The following is an 18541-nucleotide window of genomic DNA, read 5'->3' as shown; positions in this document are numbered from 1 at the left end:
GTTTTTATACTATTTTAAGTAAATGACTTAAATTCATTTATTAGGCGTTTTTTGAACGAATATTATTGATGGTTTTAGGATAAACGTTGTGATTTTTAGTGATATGACGGCAGGATATTACTTACCTTAGCCACTTAAAATATCCCCAATTATCATAGATAATTCTGACTGGCAGCGGAACTTTTTCTTTCTATCAACCAAACAAGTGCATCATCACGTTCAGTGAATACTTCAATATTTAAACCGGAAGAACTTGGAATAGTCGCTGAAAAATCAGCACTCATCTTAGCTAATTTATTTGGTGCAAATACTGCTATTTTATCTATGGCGGGCAAAGTACCAAAATGGATTAACGCATCAAGCTGCGTAGAATAGGAATTGCTTTTATTAACAAGTAATGAAAATGATTCGCTAAATAGCGAGAGTAATAACTGATGGAGTTCTTTTACCATGCTGAGGGTAATGTCTGCACCGCTATCAACCGTAATTTCGGCAATGTCATGACTAAGTACACAAACTTTTGCAAATGATATTTGGTGTGTTTCCATATATTAACTTAATCCCTATTATTAATGTTGTTATTCCCTAACAAATATTAGTATAGCTAAACATATGGATTGTTGTCATGTGTTTTATAATATTGATAAATTTAACTTTTTACAGTGACATCTAACAGTCCTCAACACCCACTTATGCTAAATGTTTACCAATGAATTGGGTCAACTTTGTAATAATTAGTCAGTTGACGATAAAGTGCAGGATGCTCTATAGATAGTTGCTTAGACTTCTCAAAAAACACTTCACTCACTACAGCAAAAAACTCTGCGGGCTCAGTGGCACCATAGTAATCAAATATTGATGGCGTACCTGCAGCGGCTTGCCTTTGTAGTATTTTAAACTGCTGTGAAAAGATTGTAGACCAACATTGATAACTTTGGTCTTTACCTAAAATGGGGGCGCCATTAGCTTTACCATTTTCTTGATCTAGTTGATGAGCAAACTCATGGATTACCACGTTGTGGCCATCATTGGGTAATTCTGCACCCTGCAGACTGTCTTGCCAAGATAAGACTATTTTCCCAAAGTCCCATGACTCACCTGCTAAAGCGACTTTTTTTGTGTATTGAACACCATCAGCATTGCGCTGGTTTTGCTCTTTAAGAAAAGCGCTTGGATAGATTAAAATCGTTTTTAATTTAGGGTAATAATCCGTTTTTCTATTTAGTAGTAACAAACAAGCTTGAGCAGCAATAGTGATTTGTATTTCTTCAGTTATTTTAATGCCATTGCAACCGATGAAGTCTTTTTCTGCAATAAATACTTGAATATGTTGTTTAAGCTGTAGCTGTAAATCTGTTGGCATTTGCTTAAAATAAGGCATTCGTTGCTGGATTATTTTGCGCCATTGTTTTTTGAAAGGCAGGCTTCTTATTTTATCGCGCTTATGTTCACGCCAATACGGCTTTGCCATTAAGTAGCCAATAATCGCCATACCAATAAATAGGGGCAAAAGAATAATCAAAATAAAACCTTAATGATACCAATGTATTAAAATAGTGAACCTTACTCATATCTTGGTATGAATTAAGACTATTTCAAGCGCTTTCCGCTTTCTATCGTAATAATAATAAATAACGGTCAGTACCACTTAATTATAGTTAAGTGGTACTGACCGTGGATATAACGCTAGATGAAGTTTATTACTTGGTGATAACAACAACCGCACTTGGCTTGGTTTTAATCGTTTTACTTACATTAGATAAACCCAAGTAAGCTGATTGTCGGCTATCAAGGGAAAAAAACTGTGGTATTGGATTATCTGTAAAAGCGCTATGCCATTCAATGACAGCAAAGTCGTCAATATCTAACTGGGTTGTGGTGCCATCCACCAATTCGGCCTCGACCAATACACGATAACTTTTATAACCAACTCTTGGGGAATTATAATCAACTTCTACGTTTTGCCATGTATCTGAACCAGATAATTCAACAGTTTTAATTAAGTTTTTAGGGCTATTTTCAAAGGCATCAAATAATTTTTGTCTCTTTTTTCTTCCCTGCCAATAATAGTGTAATTTAACGGCTTTTTTACTCTGATAACTGGCTTTAATGGTAACTTGTCTACTGGCAGAATAAACACGCCAAAAACTTTTTACGCCAAAGGACGTTGGCTGTTGGTTATTAAGTGCTAAAGCAATACTTGTATTACCACTAACACCATAATTATTTAAACTCATTAAACTTCTATCAAAAAACAAACCACGTTCTGGGCTATTAAACGTTGAAAAACTTTCAAAGTTACTGCCGTTAACTAAATTTTTACCCAGACGATACTTTACCTTTTCGTCTTCTATCCATACCTCACTAAGTTGTTGATGCCATGGTAGGTGATACAAACTCGCTATCTTGCTGCCTTCTGAAAAAGTTAACTCATGTTTAACGGATGTGTTGATATCGGCTTTGACTTTAACCTGTGTATTGCTAACTGATTTAACGGTCACTGTTGGTCTTTTAGCGGTAATTACACCGTGACCACCTGATTGGGTAATAAGGGTATTTCTAACCTTAGAAAGTTCAGTTAAACGCTTCATCACAGTATAACGATTAGACCCTGTAGCAGGCGTTGGTTTATAACCTTTAACGTATAAAGGCACTATCTCCGCGCGATGAAATTCCCCTTCATCTAACCAAACATACAAAATAAAACTATGTTGTGTGGCGCTAAAATTTTGATCGAAGATAAAATTGCCCATTGAGTAAGCAATTAACTTGTTGTTATACAGCTCTAGACCTTGAGTTACATGTGGATGATGGGCAATAGCCAGTGCCGCGCCATTATCTAAGGCTGATTTTAATCGTTGTTCGGTAACACCCGTTGGGCTGTTAGCGTACTCTTGACTACCATGATATTGCACTATAGTGACTCTATCTTGATTCACTTCTTGTTGAACAGAGTTAATGATATTAGTCATTGAACCATAAGCAGCGCCGCCGTGTTTGTGGTTAGCTGTTTGCGTAGGCTCTGAACGCCCTTCCCAGCCGACATAACCTAGCATAGAGAATTCAGTATTGTTGATGGTATCGCGATGAGCTTTTAACGCTTGTTTTGCATTCATACCTGCACCGGAAAATCCCAGAGGACTTTGCTGTAAAAATGCTAAAGTCGACTCCATTCCTGGCTCTAAATAATCATAAGTATGATTATTACCCAAACTGACGTAATCCACACCCGCCCACACTAAAGCGTCGAGTATTTCAGGTCTAGAATAAAAGGTAACAGATTTAGGCGCGCGATCTCCAGGTGTTTTATCGGCAATTTGTGTTTCTAAATTAACCGCTGCGTAATCAGCGATACTCATATAAGGTTTTATGTTTTCGACAATCGCCTTACTATCACTGAGCCTAGTTTCTGGATGAATCAAAATAGAATCTCCAAAGTAAGGTTTATAATAACGGCGATCCATCATGACATCACCACCAAAGGCTAACATTACGCGTTTGGCTTTTTTGGTAACTAAAGTGAGATCTGCAATAGCAGTATTAGCTTTTTCTTTATTCTGAGAAAAAAGTTCATAATGACTAAACGTTTGAATACTTTTAAAGTAGCCTTTTTTAACAAAGCTGAGCTGATAAATATCTTTAGCGACACTAGGTATAACGAAGCGTCCCTGTTTATCGCTGGTAACTGATTTATTGTTTAAGGTGATATTTACCATACTAAGAGGGAGTTGAAATTCATCAAGCAAACGGCCTTTAATGTTGACCATTTGACTTGCATTAACATTAAGCTGAAAACCAAAAGCAGTTATTAAAATTATTATAGTTATAAACTGTCGCATATTTGTTCCAAGTTTGTTGCCTCTAAAGGGCTATTAATAATACCAAGTCCATTAAGTTTATTCCCACTCAGAGCTTACCAGCGGTTTGAGAACAAATAGAATTTTTTTGCATATAGTTACTCTATATGAAAGAAATTATGTGCAGTTATCGGATCGCTGGAAAGCTCCTAAAGGCGAGTTTAAAAGGCTTATATGCTGCGTTATTAATTTTGAGAAGGGAATAACCATTCTCTACAATCAATGCCTTGCCTCTAAGCCTTTTAACTCTCGCTGAGTGAAAAGAAAGTTATTGGAATTGGTATAAGTTATCAATCAAGTATATACAAACAAAAACAATAAATTCATTCCTATCTATAGATGATGTATAACCTAAGGGTATGGCTTGAGACTCTCTTAATAAGATAGCCTGAAAGCGTTGCTTTAGCTGCAGGATAATCAAGTCATAACCTCTCTTTATGGCTAAGCAAAACTTAAGTCTTTTCCTTTTTCAAAATATAATTACATGATGGTAATCCAAGGTGATTAATAACGGTTTTTAAAAGGTGATGATAATGGCTAATACTGACAATACCCAAGCGCAAATGACAACAGACAATATTAACTCGGCAGATAGTTGCGTAACTAGTTCAACGTCTAGTGCTGCAGATGAAAGTTACACCACTGAGAATAAAATGATGCAAACAGATGCGCCGCTAATAAGATACTTCGATTTAGCCGATGAAGCGAACTATAGCTATGTATTAGGTTATAACTAAGATAATAGCTTTTCGGATAAATAGTGCTTTGTGAAAACAATTACCTTAGTTGTTAATACCAGGTGTTTTTTATGTTAGTAATGCTTAAGACTCATTTAAATAAAGAGTTTTTGTTTGATAGCTCTTTCAATAAGAATTTGTCGTTATCGTCTTAACAATAACAAAGGTATATTTTTGTCACTTGCTGATTATGAGCTGCTCGACCTAAAACCAGCACGAAAAAAAACAACGCTTATTTGTGATTTGTTATGCCCAGCTATTTTAGTTGGCAGGAACAATAGGCGGTTACCATAACTCAATCTTGTTCCGAACTAACCGAGCAGATGGTTGAATCGGCCCATTCCTGAAATGGCTGCCTAGGTGACATTTGTATCAAAGATGAATCAGGGGTACATCTTTTGCCTTAAAAAATAGGCCTCCAATACCAGTCGTTTCATGTAAACCTCCTACCTGTGATGATGATTAACCTGCAATCTTGATATTAATTCTTTAGGCCATTAATTTTCTACTATAGGCCAATGATGGCTTCAATTTCTATTTTAAAATCTTTAGAAAAAAGAGCATCAACTTTAATTAAAGAACTCGCGGGAATGTCATGTCCATATAAATCAAATAGAGTTGATCTTAACAAATCCATATCACTAAAATCACTGACAAATATTGTTACTTTGATCAGATTTTTCATCGTAACATTGTGCGCCTGACAGATATGATTTAGCTGAGAAAAAATAGTCCGTGTTTGTACTTCTATTCCTGCCATTTGCGCTGAACTACCAAATGCCGTGAGTCCAGATGTGTACAAGGTATTGCTGTGAATAACACTTTGGGTATATGGGCCAAGTACTTCACCCAACTTATTGTAGTTTTTTCGTTGTATGCTCATGATTATTTTAATTTTAGCTCTGCTTTCGATTTAGCTCTATTACTCAAGACAGTCGCAAGTTTGTGGATTTCTGGTGCACTGAATAATGAAATCAATGCGGCTGCGGGCCAAGCTAAAATAAAGCTATGGAGCCATTGCTGATAAAATTCAGTAGACCAGCCTAGATTTATCCAAGTGACCCAAGCTGTCATTAGAAATGACAGCTGTAATGACATTATTAGTGAGAATAAAATACGATGAATCATGAAAACTTCTCTAGTTTTTCTATGTAACGAACTTCTGTCAATGCTTGGGCTAAATAAGCTTTCGTATGGGGTTGGTTGAAATGTTCTTTTAAGGCGTCTTCGTTGATCCATTCTTCCCAAAGGATAAATAAATCAGGGTCTTCGTTATGCTGTAATACCTCAAAGAAAATACAGCCTTTCTCTTTGACTGTTTGTTGTTGCAATGTTTGCAGTTCTTCTTTGGCTTTTTCTGCTGAGATATCGGCTGAAACCTTTAGACCAGCGCTGATCCATAGTTTCTTCTGAGGTAAGGCTTTAGGTGTTGTCATGGTTATCTCTGTTGTGTCTTTGTTATATATTTGAGGGAATCTAAAGATATACACTTACGAATATGAAATATATACTGTATTTATCAATCATTAATTCCAAATATGAAATCATGTTCGATGATATAGTTCTATTTGTACACATAGTACAGAAACAAGGATTAGCGTCAGCTGCTAAGAAGCTAGACTTACCTGCGGCTACGGTAACACGGCGTTTACAGCGTTTAGAAACGTCTATTGGCCACCAGTTGATTCACCGTTCTGCGCGCCAATTTGGACTAACTCAGGAGGGAGAGTCTTTCTATCAGTCTTATGCAGGTTTAGTCGAGCAGTTTGAACAAACTCGGCAACAGCTTAGTGGTGAATTAAATATATTAGCGGGTTCTTTAAAAGTATTAGCGCCGACTAATATCTCTACAGGTTTGCTGCAGCCGATGTGGTCAGGTTTTATTAAAACTTATCCTGATATTAAGCTTGAATTGATGCTAAGTAATAGTGTGGACAGCATGCTGTCATCTGGGGCTGATATCGCACTGCGGATTGGTCCGCAAGAATCCTCAATGCTTTATCAAAAACGTTTAGGCTCGTTGCAAACTGTCTTAGTTGCAACTTCAGAATATTTAGCCATTCAAGGAGAGCCAAAAAGCCTTGAGGAACTTGAACTGCATCGTTTAATAGGAACAAATACGTTACTAAGTTGGAGCATGTCGAATGTAATGGCTAGTAAAAAACAGGAACTTCGCCCTCGATTTTCGACCTTAGTAAACGATGTAAACATGGTAACTCAGCTGGTATGTGACGATCTGGGTATTTCACTTTTACCAATGAGCGAGGTCAGTCATTTAATAAAGTCGAGAGTATTAGTACGAGTATTACAAGCTTGGCAGGGGCCAAATCGAGATCTTTATACTGTATGGCCCAGTGGTAAACTGTTAAGTGCTAGAGCTAAATGCTTAAAAGTTTACATGCAGGAGTATTTTGAAAATACTATGATACTAGATTAAACATTTCACTTGAAGGAATGAGCGTAGAAGTTATGTCTATAGTTCAGTACTAATGAGTTGATAAAAACGAGATAGGTTGGTTGAAAACATCGCTATAGGCATTGTTAAGTATGACTATAGCGTTATTTTGGCTTACTTTGATATTTACTTAAGGTTATATATGGTTTTTCTATTTTCCATTGGCAATGCCGAATTACTGCCGCGTTACCAACAAGCTATCATTATATAAAAAATGACGGTCTATTTAAAATAAAAACCATCAATAAGAGAAGCATCAACTATTACTCTGAGTAATTAGTTTAACCACACCATACTTATTGAATAAACTTTCCGGCTAAGATTCCGCTAAACTTTTCGTTTTCTATCACCAGTGTGCCGTTGACAATAACCTGCTCTACTCCTACCGAGTAATTATTCCACTGGCTAAAGTTTGCCTTAGGCGCAAAACCTTGTTGATCAAAAACAATAACGTCGGCCTTATAGCCTACTTTTAAAAGACCTCGTTCATTAAGACCAAGGAGTTTGGCTGTTTGGGAAGAACTTCGATTGATAAACTCAGCAATAGTGAGCAATTTTTTATCGACTACATATTTTTGATATTTCTGCGGGAAACTTGCATATTTTCTGGGGTGACCGTTTGTGCCATCAGATGAAGTGACCACCCAAGGTTGTACCATAAAACGTTCAACATCCTCAGGGGACATATTAAAAGACGCTACTCTAACATCACCTTGTAGTACCATCCAAATAGCGGTATCAACGACAGATAAACCTTTCAACTCTGAAACCTGCAGTAAATTCAAACTTACTAAGCTTGAATCATTAAACTCAGTAATATAAAGCGAATCTGGACCACCTCTTCGGCGAATATTCTCAGTAATTTCTTCCGCTAATTTTGCTGATAAATCAGTTTGATGTAGACGTTGATGAAAAGCATTTTTTGAATCAGCCATTACCCATTTAGGAATTACCGCACTACGTAGCTTAGTACCTGATGCTAACCAAGGATATTGGTCAGCAGATATTGAGGTACCCTTTTGTTGTGCTTGAGTAATAGTGTCAATTGCTTGCTTACTTTGCCCCCAAACATCAACGCCTAATGCCTTTATATGTGCTAAGTGCAAATGTATATCCGCTTTATCAGCAATATTAATGGCTTCGTCTAAGGCGGCATTAAAGCCTATATTAAAGGTACTTTCATCACGTAAATGAGTATCATAAATTCCGCCAAAGTGACTAGAAATTTTAGCTAAGGTGATGACTTCATCTGTATTAGCATAACTACCTGGCACGTAATATAACCCCGTTGATAAACCAATGCCGCCGGCTTCCATCGCTGTTGTTAATAGCGCCGACATTTCACTGAGTTCTTCAGGCGTGGCAAAACGCTCTGCTCTGCCCATGACTTGTTCTCTTAAACTGCCATGACCCACTAATAATGCAGTGTTAGTGCCAATACCATTAGTTTTTAGCTTTTTAGCCATCGCTGTTATATCAACTGGACCACCACCATCATTACCATTGACCACGGTAGTTACACCTTGAGTTAAGTAATTTAAGTTATGGTTTTTATCTTTACTGAGCAGCTCTGCTAAAGAGTGAGTGTGTGGGTCAATGAAACCAGGGCTAACAATTTTATCTTTAGCATCAATTACCTTTTTGGCCTCAATACTGTGCTCACCACGGGGATATAAACCACAAATAATTTGCTGACAAATCGCTACATCGAGTTGCTGAGCTTGACCATTTTCTCCGGTGTAAACAGTGCCATTGGTGATCAATAAATCAACGTTATTATCGGTAAGCTTTTGTTCTTCAGTCGAGCAGGCACTCAAAAATACCATACTGATCGCTAAGCTGATTGCTGTTTTGTTAAGGACATTCATAGTCTTTCCTATTCTTTTTCATGGTCAACATCTGATAACATGTTAATCATCAATATGTTAGCTGATTTATATGCAATACTTTTTATTTTAGTACGATCGGTATTATCACCCATTTCATAGGTAATGGCATGAACGCCAAACTGATCAGAAAAATACTGCTTTGATACACCTAAGTTTGGATTATTCCCTGGTCTTAAAACCACATTGAAGTTTGGCATTTGTCTATCGAGTTCACCTAACCAATGCCTAACAAAGTATGAGCTTTCAACGCCATAGTCTACTGGCATAGTATAAAAAATATCATTTTTAGTGGAGTGAAAATCAACAGCAAACTTAATTTTTTGCCCTTGTGCTACTAAGCCCTGCAAATAGTCATTTATTAATCGAGTTTCGATCTGTGAAAAATCATTCCAATCACGATTTAAATCCTTACCATTAGCATTACTACGCCAATTACCAGCATGTACTCCATCTGGATTTATATTAGGAATAACTAGCACATTATATTTTCTAAGAAAGTACTTACTAAGTTCGCTATTTGATAATAGTGTCTCGACAAACGGAAATAAAGCCAGAGCACCGGTAACCTCTGGTGGATGTTGTCGTCCTAGAATAACGACCCACTCATTAGTATTTTCACCTCGACTTTCGATTTTGTAGATAGGACGACCTTGAGTAGATGCTCCTAAAATGCTTTGGGTGAAAGCGCTCTCTTCGATAAGTTCTTCTGCCCAATTAACATAATATTGATTATTTATAATTTCTTGTGCGGCAATAGTCACTGGTTGGGGAGATGCTTTCACTTTCATGATTAAGCGCTCACCTTTTTGTTGGTAACTTTGTAGCTGCCACGACTTACCATCACGACTAATTTTAGGGGGGTAACGATGCTTATCGCCACGTACCTTCATGGTAATAGTGATATCCGTAACTTGCTCAGCCTGTATTTTAAAAGCATACCAAGGGCTTGAGTTGATAGGCGTGTTTTCTGGCACTAATATTATTGAATATTCATTTTCACCTGTTCTTTTACATTCATCCATACGCCCTGCAGCAAAATCACTGGTCAGCTTTACCTTACCGTCGCTACAGGACTGACTATTAACGTTTGAAACTTTATTTACTTCAGGTTTAAATTGTTCTTTTACAGGACGATAAACGTTTGCTGAAGTATCGGTTTTCGTGTCTTCAGAGAGAATTGGTGCTGTGTTTTCAATATTTTTTTGAGGTGCTGAACAGGAAAATACTACTAATAATAACGGTAAAAGCAAAGTTGATGAGTTAAGTGCATTTTTCATAATTGGTTCTTTATAAACTTGCATGAGAAAGAAAATATGGCCTGACTACTTTGAGTTAGCCAAGCCATATGGTTTGTTACTAATTAATCATTAAAAACTGAAATTAGCACTGGTATAGAAGTATCTTCCACGGCTTGAATGTAATGAACCGTCATAACCAAAGGTAGTATCAGCCAATGGTGGTTCTTGATCAAAGACATTATTAATACCAAAACTTAGACTCACACCTTCGTATCCCATGAAGTCATTACGAGTTACGTAAGTATTTGCTCGAGTTTGCGCTTTGGAGGTATAGAATGTTGTTACGCTATCAACGGTTTTGGATACACTGGTATTGTCAACTTCACCAACGTATTTAACAAATAAACCTGCGCCCCATAGCGCATCATTTGATTTCCATTTTAATGATGCTGTTGCTTGCCATTCTGGAATACTGTTTGTTCCAACGATATCACCCACTGCAGTACCTAATACTTCAGGATCAGCACCCGCATCGACAATTAACGACGCATCACCGCCAGCTTCTTGGTCAAATTTTAATGTTCTAGCACCATTTAATGATAGGCCAAAATCACCCACTGAAGTATTCAAATCATAATTGATAGCAATATCGTAACCAGTAATTGTACGAGTGTTTAGGTTTTCATAGCGGCGATTAATTTGAACAATTTCTCCTAATGGATTATCCGCGTCAATAGGGCCTCGAATAACGTCAGGATTTGATGAACCTTCTCCTCTTGCAATCAAGTCTAAACGTGAAATATTCTCATCAGAAAGAACACCAACAGTACCTGTTGTCTCAATTTCCCACCAATCATAAGTAAAGGTTAAGTTATCCATAACTTGTAATGTTAAACCTACACTTATATTTTCACTTTCTTCAGCCTCTAAATCTTTGTTACCTGATGTTGATAGATTGTAGTTACCATTACCAGAGCCGCCATCTGCTAAAGTATCAGAATTAACAACAACGTTTCCATTGGCATCCAAGGAATTTTCAGCATAATCATCTACACCTGTAGTCAATGTAGCGCCTGGTGAATTTAGCTGAATGAGGTTTGGCGCTCTAAAGCCTTTAGATACGGCACCTCTAAATTGAAGCATTTCAACGGGGAACCATGACACGGCCATTTTAGGTCGAGTTATATTACCTATATCGCTAAAGTCTTCATAACGTGCGGCTAATTGCACATCTAAACTATGAATAGCAGGAAGATCTGCGAGTAATGGTAAAGCAAGCTCTACATAAGCAGAATAAACTTCACGCTCACCAGAAACATCTAGGCGAACACTACTACCTTGTAAACTACTTAGGTTAACCGGATCAGCATTACCTTCAACAAAAGGTTCTGATCCATCAAAGTTTGAACTATTGTCTTCATCTAACGTTTCTTTACGATATTCTAAACCGAAAGCTAGACCGGCCTCACCGCCAGGTAATTCAAACATAAATGGATTTGAAGCTTTGAAATCTAGCATTGTTAATGATGTTTTTGCACTACGTTGAGCGGTAGTTAAAAACGGATTAATACTAGATTGTGGGTTAGGCGTTGAATCTATGATGCTCGCTGGGTTATCTGGATTAACACCTGTAAAAGGGTTGTAAGCGTCAGCAGTATCTAAACTTAACTGTGCTAGTAATAAAGGAGAACTAATACGATTACTCATGTTATCGTCAGTTTTTGCTTCACTATATAATACACCCGTATCCCAATCCCAATCGTCGTAGGTACCACGAAAACCATTTAAGAAACGGTAACTAGTACTTTCAACTTCAACTTGACGTGGACCAACATCAGTTGGGCGAATACGTAAATTATAAGCAAGACCTTCAACGGGTACTACCGCAGGGTCTAAACCAGCAATACGATTAGGATTAACACGGCCATCGGCAAAGTTTACAGGACCAAATGGATTGTAATAACTGTGTGCTGGTACATCAAAAGTACCATTACTTAATATGGCTGATTGTTCCCATTGACGCTTAGTTTTAGAACGGTAATAAGTAGACTCGTTATAAAATTCTACACCATTATTAAATTCATGACTTAAGTTAGTAAAAAGATTTAATCGATCAATATCAGGTACTAAGGTACGTTCTTCATTACGGTTAGGACGTAATGCTCTATCGTGACTACCTGCGGCATCAAGACATACATCACCCATAACTCCGCCACCGGAAGCTAAAGCTCCACCACCACAACTGCCAGCGGATTGTTGTTCACCCGCATTATTAATATATGACACTGGGCGAACGATGTAATCATCAATTTTGCTCGGTAAACCTATATAATGTAGATCTGCATGAGGCTCTAATGTAGAACGGTTATCAAAATCGGTATCGCCGGCAAATTCTTCAGGTGCTCTTGAGCGTAAATCTTGATTACTAGAGAAACCATTTTCTGACGCTTGTAAACCCGTTTTCTTGGCGTAGTTTGCACTAATCATGAAAAATGTTTGGCTATTATTGAATTCAAAACCTTTGTTACCAGATAAGGTGAAATCATTACGATCGGTGCCTTGCTCTGCGCCATAACGCACTTTAAAATTGCCACCTTCAAAATCTTCTTTGGTCACGTAGTTCACTACGCCCGCAACAGCATCAGAGCCATACAGTGCGCCAGCACCATCACGTAAAACTTCAACACGCGCAAGTCCTGAAATAGGTAAGGTATTAGAGTTAACCGAGGTTACCGGTACGCCAAAGTTTGTTTGAGTAATCGGGTGATTAACCATACGGCGACCATTAAGTAAAACTAAGGTATTACCTTCACCTATGCTACGTAAGTTAACTGAGCCAACATCACCACGTGCGGCATTCGTTCCGGTATTACCACCTCGAGTGCCTGTAAAGCCAACAGCACCTATTTGAGGAATAGAACGTAAAAGTTCATCTCCATCTAAAGCGCCAGTTGCAGCGATGTCTTCAGCATCAAGCTCGGTAACAGGTAAAACACTTGTCATAGTGCTACCCTTGATATTTGAACCTACGATAGAAATTCTTTCAATTTCTTCCTCTTTCACTTCTGCTTTCTCTGCAGCAAAGACAACTTGAGAAGTAAGTGCTGTTAGCACACATAAACTCAAATGTGATAGTTTAGACTTAAGCATTGATCTATCTTTCATGACATCCACCATTGTAATTTCGCTTGTTTTATAATTGTCAGGTTATTAGCTACCTGATCATTTAGTTACGTTTCATTCACCTTAACCATGAACTTAAATTACAGCTTTAACAATTGACCCTTTATTGCTTATCTATAACCTAGGGTTATAGGTTGAATTTTATCTAAGTATATTAATGCTATCTTTAACGGAAAAAGTAGCATTATTCAGATAAATTATAGAAAACTATTATGAAATAGAAGAATGATTTGTTGATAGCTATTGATTTAATTAAGAAAGTGGACGGTTAAAGGTGACAGATAAAATCATTAAGCAGTGATCATTACCTATCACTGCTTATTACAAGCAAGTGACAGGTAATTAATGCTGCTGCAGTTGTTAAAAGTTAATAGTTAAGCGATTAAAGCTTTTAGTTGGCGATTGGCGAAGTAGAGTTTATTAATGTGTACCGTACCGGCAACCTTTAAATCGTCCAACACTCTATGCACCCTATTTAATTCCGTTTTTTTGCTTGTAGCCCATAGTTCAATTGCAATATCAGTAGATGACTCTCGGTTATTCTTGAGCACCGTAAGTACGAGTTTTTCCCTGAACTCTAACAAATCAAGTAACAAACTAAAACGTGCTAACCTTGACCAATGATCTTTAGCCTGCACTTTTTCCGTTTGCTCAATTAACCAAGCAAGACCAAGTATTTTACTTACTTGACAGTAACAAGGAAGAATTTCTGTCACCGATAAATTAAGCTCTGAAGCCGTTTTAACAATGTCGCAAAAAACCACGCTCGATACTTTTAATTGATGAATAGTATCCACTAAGACTAAACCGTCAACTTCACTTTTAAGTTGATACAGTGATTCATCAACTGGCGAAAAAGGCAAAGTGATTTCATCACCATTAAGTTGCTGTAGGGTGTTAATTCCAGGGGAATAACGCTGCACTATAGTAGCAATACTATCACCTGAGCTAGAATGGTTGATAAACCAGATAGCCATCAGACGATAAAATCGTTGCACCTCTATCATCATCTTAATTTGTACTTGTGCCGAGACGTTCCCATGTAAAGACTCAATTTCAGACCAAATATTATCAAGTGAAAAAACTTCTTTCGCAATAATAAAAGCTTTAACAATTTCGGCTATAGTCGCACCTGTCTGCTCTCTTACAGCATGTATTCCACCACGATTAAAGATTTCATTAGCGACACTGGTAGCGATAATTTGTTGTGCTAAAGGATGACTGAGAATGTCTTGAGTATATTTTTTAGCTAACACATTAGGAAACGCTGATAATAAGTACTTTTGGAAATACCCATCCGTTAGTAATTGTTTTTCTTCTAATAGAGCATCATGCACATCCATTTTTGAATACGCCATCAACACCGCTAACTCAGGCCTAGTTAACCCTTGTTGTGCTAAATTTCTCGATTGTAGTTCTTCATCATCAGGCAAGTATTCTAACTCACGATTTAAGCCAACATTATTAACCAAGTATTGGCTCAAACGGGTAAAACTATCAAAGTGAGACTGACTGTTCGCCTCATCAATACTTAACGCTTGCGCTTGATAATAATTATTACGCAGTACCATAGCGCCAACTTCGTCTGTCATGGTTGCTAATAAGTGATCACGTTCAGCTTTTGTCATACTTTTATTATCAACTAAACCATTAAGCAAAATTTTAATATTCACTTCACTGTCTGAACAATTAACACCTGCTGAGTTATCAACTGCATCGGTATTAATTTTACCACCACCTTTTGAAAACTCTACTCGGGCAAGCTGACTGCAACCTAAGTTGCCACCTTCACCAATGACTTTGCACTGTAATTCATTACCATTAATACGTAATAGATCATTAGCCTTGTCCCCTACTTCGGTATTAATTTCAGTACTAGCTTTGACATAAGTTCCAATGCCACCAAACCAAAGTAAATCTGCCTGACACTGTAAAATCTGACGAATTAATTCATCTGGCGACAACTGTTTTATCTGGTTATCAATATTAAGTAATTGTTTTATTTCTGTCGTTAATTCAATATGTTTGACCGAGCGACTAAAAACACCACCACCGTAAGAAATTAATGCTTTGTCGTAATCCTGCCACGATGAACGTTCAAGGTGGTAAAGCCTGTTTCGTTCAACATAACTCAAGGCACTATCAGGATTAGGATCGATAAATATATCGCGATGGTCAAAAGCAGCCACCAGTTTTATCGTTTTGGAAGATAACATGCCATTGCCAAAGACATCTCCGGACATATCACCAATACCAATCACACTGATTTCATCTTGTTGGACATCAATATCCATCTCACTAAAATGCCGTTGTACTGATACCCAAGCACCTTTAGCAGTGATACCCATCTTTTTATGGTCGTAGCCAACACTACCTCCCGAGGCAAACGCATCACCCAGCCAAAAGCCATAATCATTAGCTATTTTGTTAGCAATATCAGAAAAGGTAGCCGTACCTTTATCCGCAGCTACAACGAGGTAACTATCATCATCGTCAAAACAAACAACATTTTGAGGCTTAACTATTCCGTTAGCAGTATTATTATCAGTGATGTCTAATAAAGCAGAGATAAAGACCTTATAACAACTAATCGCTTCGTTAGTAACACTTTCACGCGAGCCGTTGTCGGGTAGTTGCTTAGGTACAAAGCCGCCTTTAGCACCTTGTGGCACGATAACAACATTTTTAACTTGTTGCGCTTTAACTAATCCTAATACTTCAGTTCTAAAGTCTTCTTGCCTGTCGGACCATCGTAAACCACCCCGAGAAACGGGAGCAAACCTTAAATGAACGCCTTCAACTTGAGGAGAATAAACAAAGGTTTCTACATAAGGTCTCGGTTGTGGTGCATCATCTATTTCGCCGCTGCGTATTTTAAAGGAGCAATAAGTTTTTGCCTCACCCGTAGACGATTTTTGATAAAAGTTAGTTCTTACTGTTGCCGAGATAGCAGCAATAAAATTACGCAAAATCCTGTCATGATCTATTTTTGAGACGGTAGTTAAGCTTTGCAGTAGATCCGCTTTGATGAGCTCAGTTACTGCTTTTCGTTGTTCAATACCTTGATCACTTAGTGCAAAACGTGCTTCGAATAAGTTGACTAAGCCATGAACGATACTAGGGTAACTAATCAAAGCTTGCTGGAAGTACTCTTCAGAGTAACCAAGACCTAATTGACGTAAATATTTACCGTATGCACGGATAACAACAATTTGTCTGATATTGAGATTGGCACCAAGTAATAACTTGTTGTAACCATCACTTTCAATTTTACCCACCCAAACCTCTGCTAATGCGTGTTCAAGATTGATTTTTATAGCATCAATATCTACATCTTCATTAGAGTACTCAAGGGTATAACTATAAACTTTGCTCCTAGCATCGCTATTTGAACAACTGACTTTGAAGCTAAATTCATCCACAGGTCTGAAACCAAACTGCTCTAGAATGGGGATAGAATCACTTAACGCAATGGTTTTCTCTACGGTATATATATTTAAGGTAAGCTCACTTTGACTTTGTGCTGAACGATAAATTTGAAACTGATGAGTATTATTAGCATGTAAACACTCGATGTTATTTATCGCTCCGATGGCTTGTTTTGGAGAAAAGTGCTCTCGATAGCTTTTTGAAAAAGCATTATTATATTTCTTAAGTAATAAACTTACTTGTTGGCCCTGACATAATTGCGAAACCAGCGTGATTAAATTTTCATTCCAACTTTGCGTTTTAGTCTCGATACTTGCTATCAGCGCGCTAATATCGACTTCTTGATTAAGGCATTCGCCTTTTTTAACAATAAAATGCCATTGCGCTAGGTAATTATCATTGAGCATCGAATTACGTGATAATATTTCGCCTTGATAAGCCCTTGATAACTCACCTTCAATTTCATCGCGTAAATCCGTACAAAATGCATCTTTAGAAACAAATACCAGCACGGAAATTTGTTCATCAAAATCATTTTCTCTGATAAAAACACCTGAGTTACTTCTCACGTTAAGACTATGTATGCTCTTCGCTAAAACAAGTAGTTGTTCAACGCTACTTTCATATAATTCCCTTTTGGGTAAAACCGCAAGAATATGGATAAAATTACGATAATCATGACTATCCAATTTCAGGTTAAGCTGTTGTAGGACTTGTGCTAACTTCGCATTCAAAAAAGGAATCTTATTCGGGTGGAGGTTATTAGCAACTTGAGTAAACAAACCTGAAAACTGATGAATAGCAATTAGCTTTCTATCTTTTGAGAACTCTTTAACACTGACCAAATCAAGATAGTCATGCCGATGAATAGTTGATTTTACTAATGACTTACTTACTTTCAGTGTGCTTTGCGTGGCAATAAATTGTTTAAATTCCGCACTAGTAAGCGTTAACGCGGGATTACTTGCTTTAACATCATCATTGAATACACCTAAACAGTTGTTTTCTAGTATCGCGTTACCGATATTATTTGCACCAATAAAATTATAACCAATAAAAACAAAGTGTTCCTGACAAAGCCAGGATAAAAACCTTTTGGCATTAATACCATCGAAACTCGACGACTCATGCGTTATTTCTTCACTTTTGGCCATCATTAAAGGCCAATCTTGAGTCACTCTAGCGATATCAGCCAACAATTTCTGGATTGTTTCAACCAGCTCTCCAATCACTATTGGCCCTAGTTGATTAGCAAGCTCTATATATAAAATTGACTCATCTTGAAAAAAATTATCCGTTTGTTCTTTGCTTTCTAAAATTTGATTTCGATTGACGACTGGGTGCAAAAACATATTAATTTTATACCCATGTGCCATCATTAACGCAGAGATTGAATCAACAATAAAAGCTTTATCATCAGTAATAATTGATATGATTGCTCCATCAGCTAGCGCATCTTGTTGTGTTCTATTTTCGATAACAACTTTATTTTCATTTGTACTACGACAGCAAAAAGATTGCCATAATAACAAGGCTATTTGATAACGCTGTAACGTTGAAAGCGTTTTTAAATCAGCACTGAGCGCGCTGTTAAACATTTGCTGAGAGAATCTTTCAAAAGCAATAACGTCTGCTTCCTGGTAGCTTTCATTTATAAAACGACATAATTCTAAATCAGTAGTGACAGTCACAATAAATTGCCTTAATTGGTATAATAAGAGCCATTCTCATAAGGGAGAAGGTGCTAACACCA

Annotated in this window: 12 protein-coding genes; 2 read left to right on the top strand and 10 right to left on the bottom strand. The window is 37.3% G+C overall.

Going from position 1 to position 18541, the window contains the following annotated elements; all coding sequences use genetic code 11:
- Positions 1–152: 152 nt before the first annotated feature.
- From ESZ36_RS20865 to ESZ36_RS20855, 3 genes are all read right to left on the bottom strand, one after another.
- Positions 153–548, bottom strand: a complete 396-nt coding sequence (locus ESZ36_RS20865; RefSeq protein ID WP_146791463.1) for an STAS/SEC14 domain-containing protein — start codon at positions 546–548, stop codon at positions 153–155.
- Between the two features lie 155 nt (positions 549–703).
- Positions 704–1525, bottom strand: a complete 822-nt coding sequence (locus ESZ36_RS20860) for a M90 family metallopeptidase (protein ID WP_170235911.1) — start codon at positions 1523–1525, stop codon at positions 704–706.
- 175 nt (positions 1526–1700) lie between these two features.
- Positions 1701–3839 (bottom strand): CapA family protein, encoded by a 2139-nt coding sequence (locus tag ESZ36_RS20855; protein WP_146791459.1) that lies wholly within the window; start codon positions 3837–3839, stop codon positions 1701–1703.
- A 551-nt stretch (positions 3840–4390) separates the two neighbouring features.
- Here ESZ36_RS20855 and ESZ36_RS20850 point away from each other — a divergent pair.
- Positions 4391–4594, top strand: a complete 204-nt coding sequence (locus ESZ36_RS20850) for a hypothetical protein (RefSeq protein WP_146791457.1) — start codon at positions 4391–4393, stop codon at positions 4592–4594.
- A 508-nt stretch (positions 4595–5102) separates the two neighbouring features.
- Here ESZ36_RS20850 and ESZ36_RS20845 read toward each other — a convergent pair.
- From ESZ36_RS20845 to ESZ36_RS20835, 3 genes are read right to left on the bottom strand one after another with little or no spacing between them, the layout of a single operon-like run.
- The gene (locus ESZ36_RS20845; RefSeq protein WP_211357832.1) at positions 5103–5477 is read right to left on the bottom strand and encodes a RidA family protein; all 375 of its coding nucleotides are present in this window, start codon (positions 5475–5477) and stop codon (positions 5103–5105) included.
- Positions 5478–5479: 2 nt separating this feature from the next.
- Positions 5480–5722, bottom strand: a complete 243-nt coding sequence (locus tag ESZ36_RS20840; RefSeq protein ID WP_146791453.1) for a DUF2798 domain-containing protein — start codon at positions 5720–5722, stop codon at positions 5480–5482.
- Positions 5719–6030 (bottom strand): putative quinol monooxygenase, encoded by a 312-nt coding sequence (locus ESZ36_RS20835; protein WP_146791451.1) that lies wholly within the window; start codon positions 6028–6030, stop codon positions 5719–5721. Before ESZ36_RS20835 ends, ESZ36_RS20840 begins: the two co-directional genes overlap by 4 nt.
- Before the next feature lie 110 nt (positions 6031–6140).
- Between ESZ36_RS20835 and ESZ36_RS20830 the strand changes: the two genes are divergently transcribed.
- On the top strand, positions 6141–7031 hold the full coding sequence (locus tag ESZ36_RS20830; RefSeq protein WP_146791449.1) for a LysR family transcriptional regulator: 891 nt from the start codon (positions 6141–6143) through the stop codon (positions 7029–7031).
- Positions 7032–7345: 314 nt separating this feature from the next.
- On the opposite strand, the gene ESZ36_RS20825 is transcribed toward ESZ36_RS20830, so the two are convergent.
- From ESZ36_RS20825 to ESZ36_RS20810, 4 genes are all read right to left on the bottom strand, one after another.
- The gene (locus ESZ36_RS20825) at positions 7346–8917 is read right to left on the bottom strand and encodes an N-acyl-D-amino-acid deacylase family protein (protein ID WP_146791448.1); all 1572 of its coding nucleotides are present in this window, start codon (positions 8915–8917) and stop codon (positions 7346–7348) included.
- Between the two features lie 8 nt (positions 8918–8925).
- Positions 8926–10215 carry a M14 family metallopeptidase gene (locus ESZ36_RS20820; RefSeq protein WP_146791446.1) on the bottom strand — a complete coding sequence of 430 codons (1290 nt, stop codon included), beginning with the start codon at positions 10213–10215 and terminating at the stop codon, positions 8926–8928.
- Between the two features lie 90 nt (positions 10216–10305).
- A complete protein-coding gene (locus ESZ36_RS20815) occupies positions 10306–13341 on the bottom strand; it encodes a TonB-dependent receptor domain-containing protein (RefSeq protein ID WP_246129189.1) in 3036 nt (1011 codons plus the stop codon).
- A gap of 392 nt (positions 13342–13733) precedes the next feature.
- Positions 13734–18479 (bottom strand): NAD-glutamate dehydrogenase, encoded by a 4746-nt coding sequence (locus ESZ36_RS20810; protein WP_246129188.1) that lies wholly within the window; start codon positions 18477–18479, stop codon positions 13734–13736.
- Positions 18480–18541 lie beyond the last annotated feature (62 nt).

The organism is Colwellia demingiae (genome assembly GCF_007954275.1).
Lineage (GTDB): Bacteria > Pseudomonadota > Gammaproteobacteria > Enterobacterales > Alteromonadaceae > Colwellia > Colwellia demingiae.
Note: the sequence above shows the minus strand (reverse complement) of the source record. Positions and strands in the feature narration are given on the sequence as shown.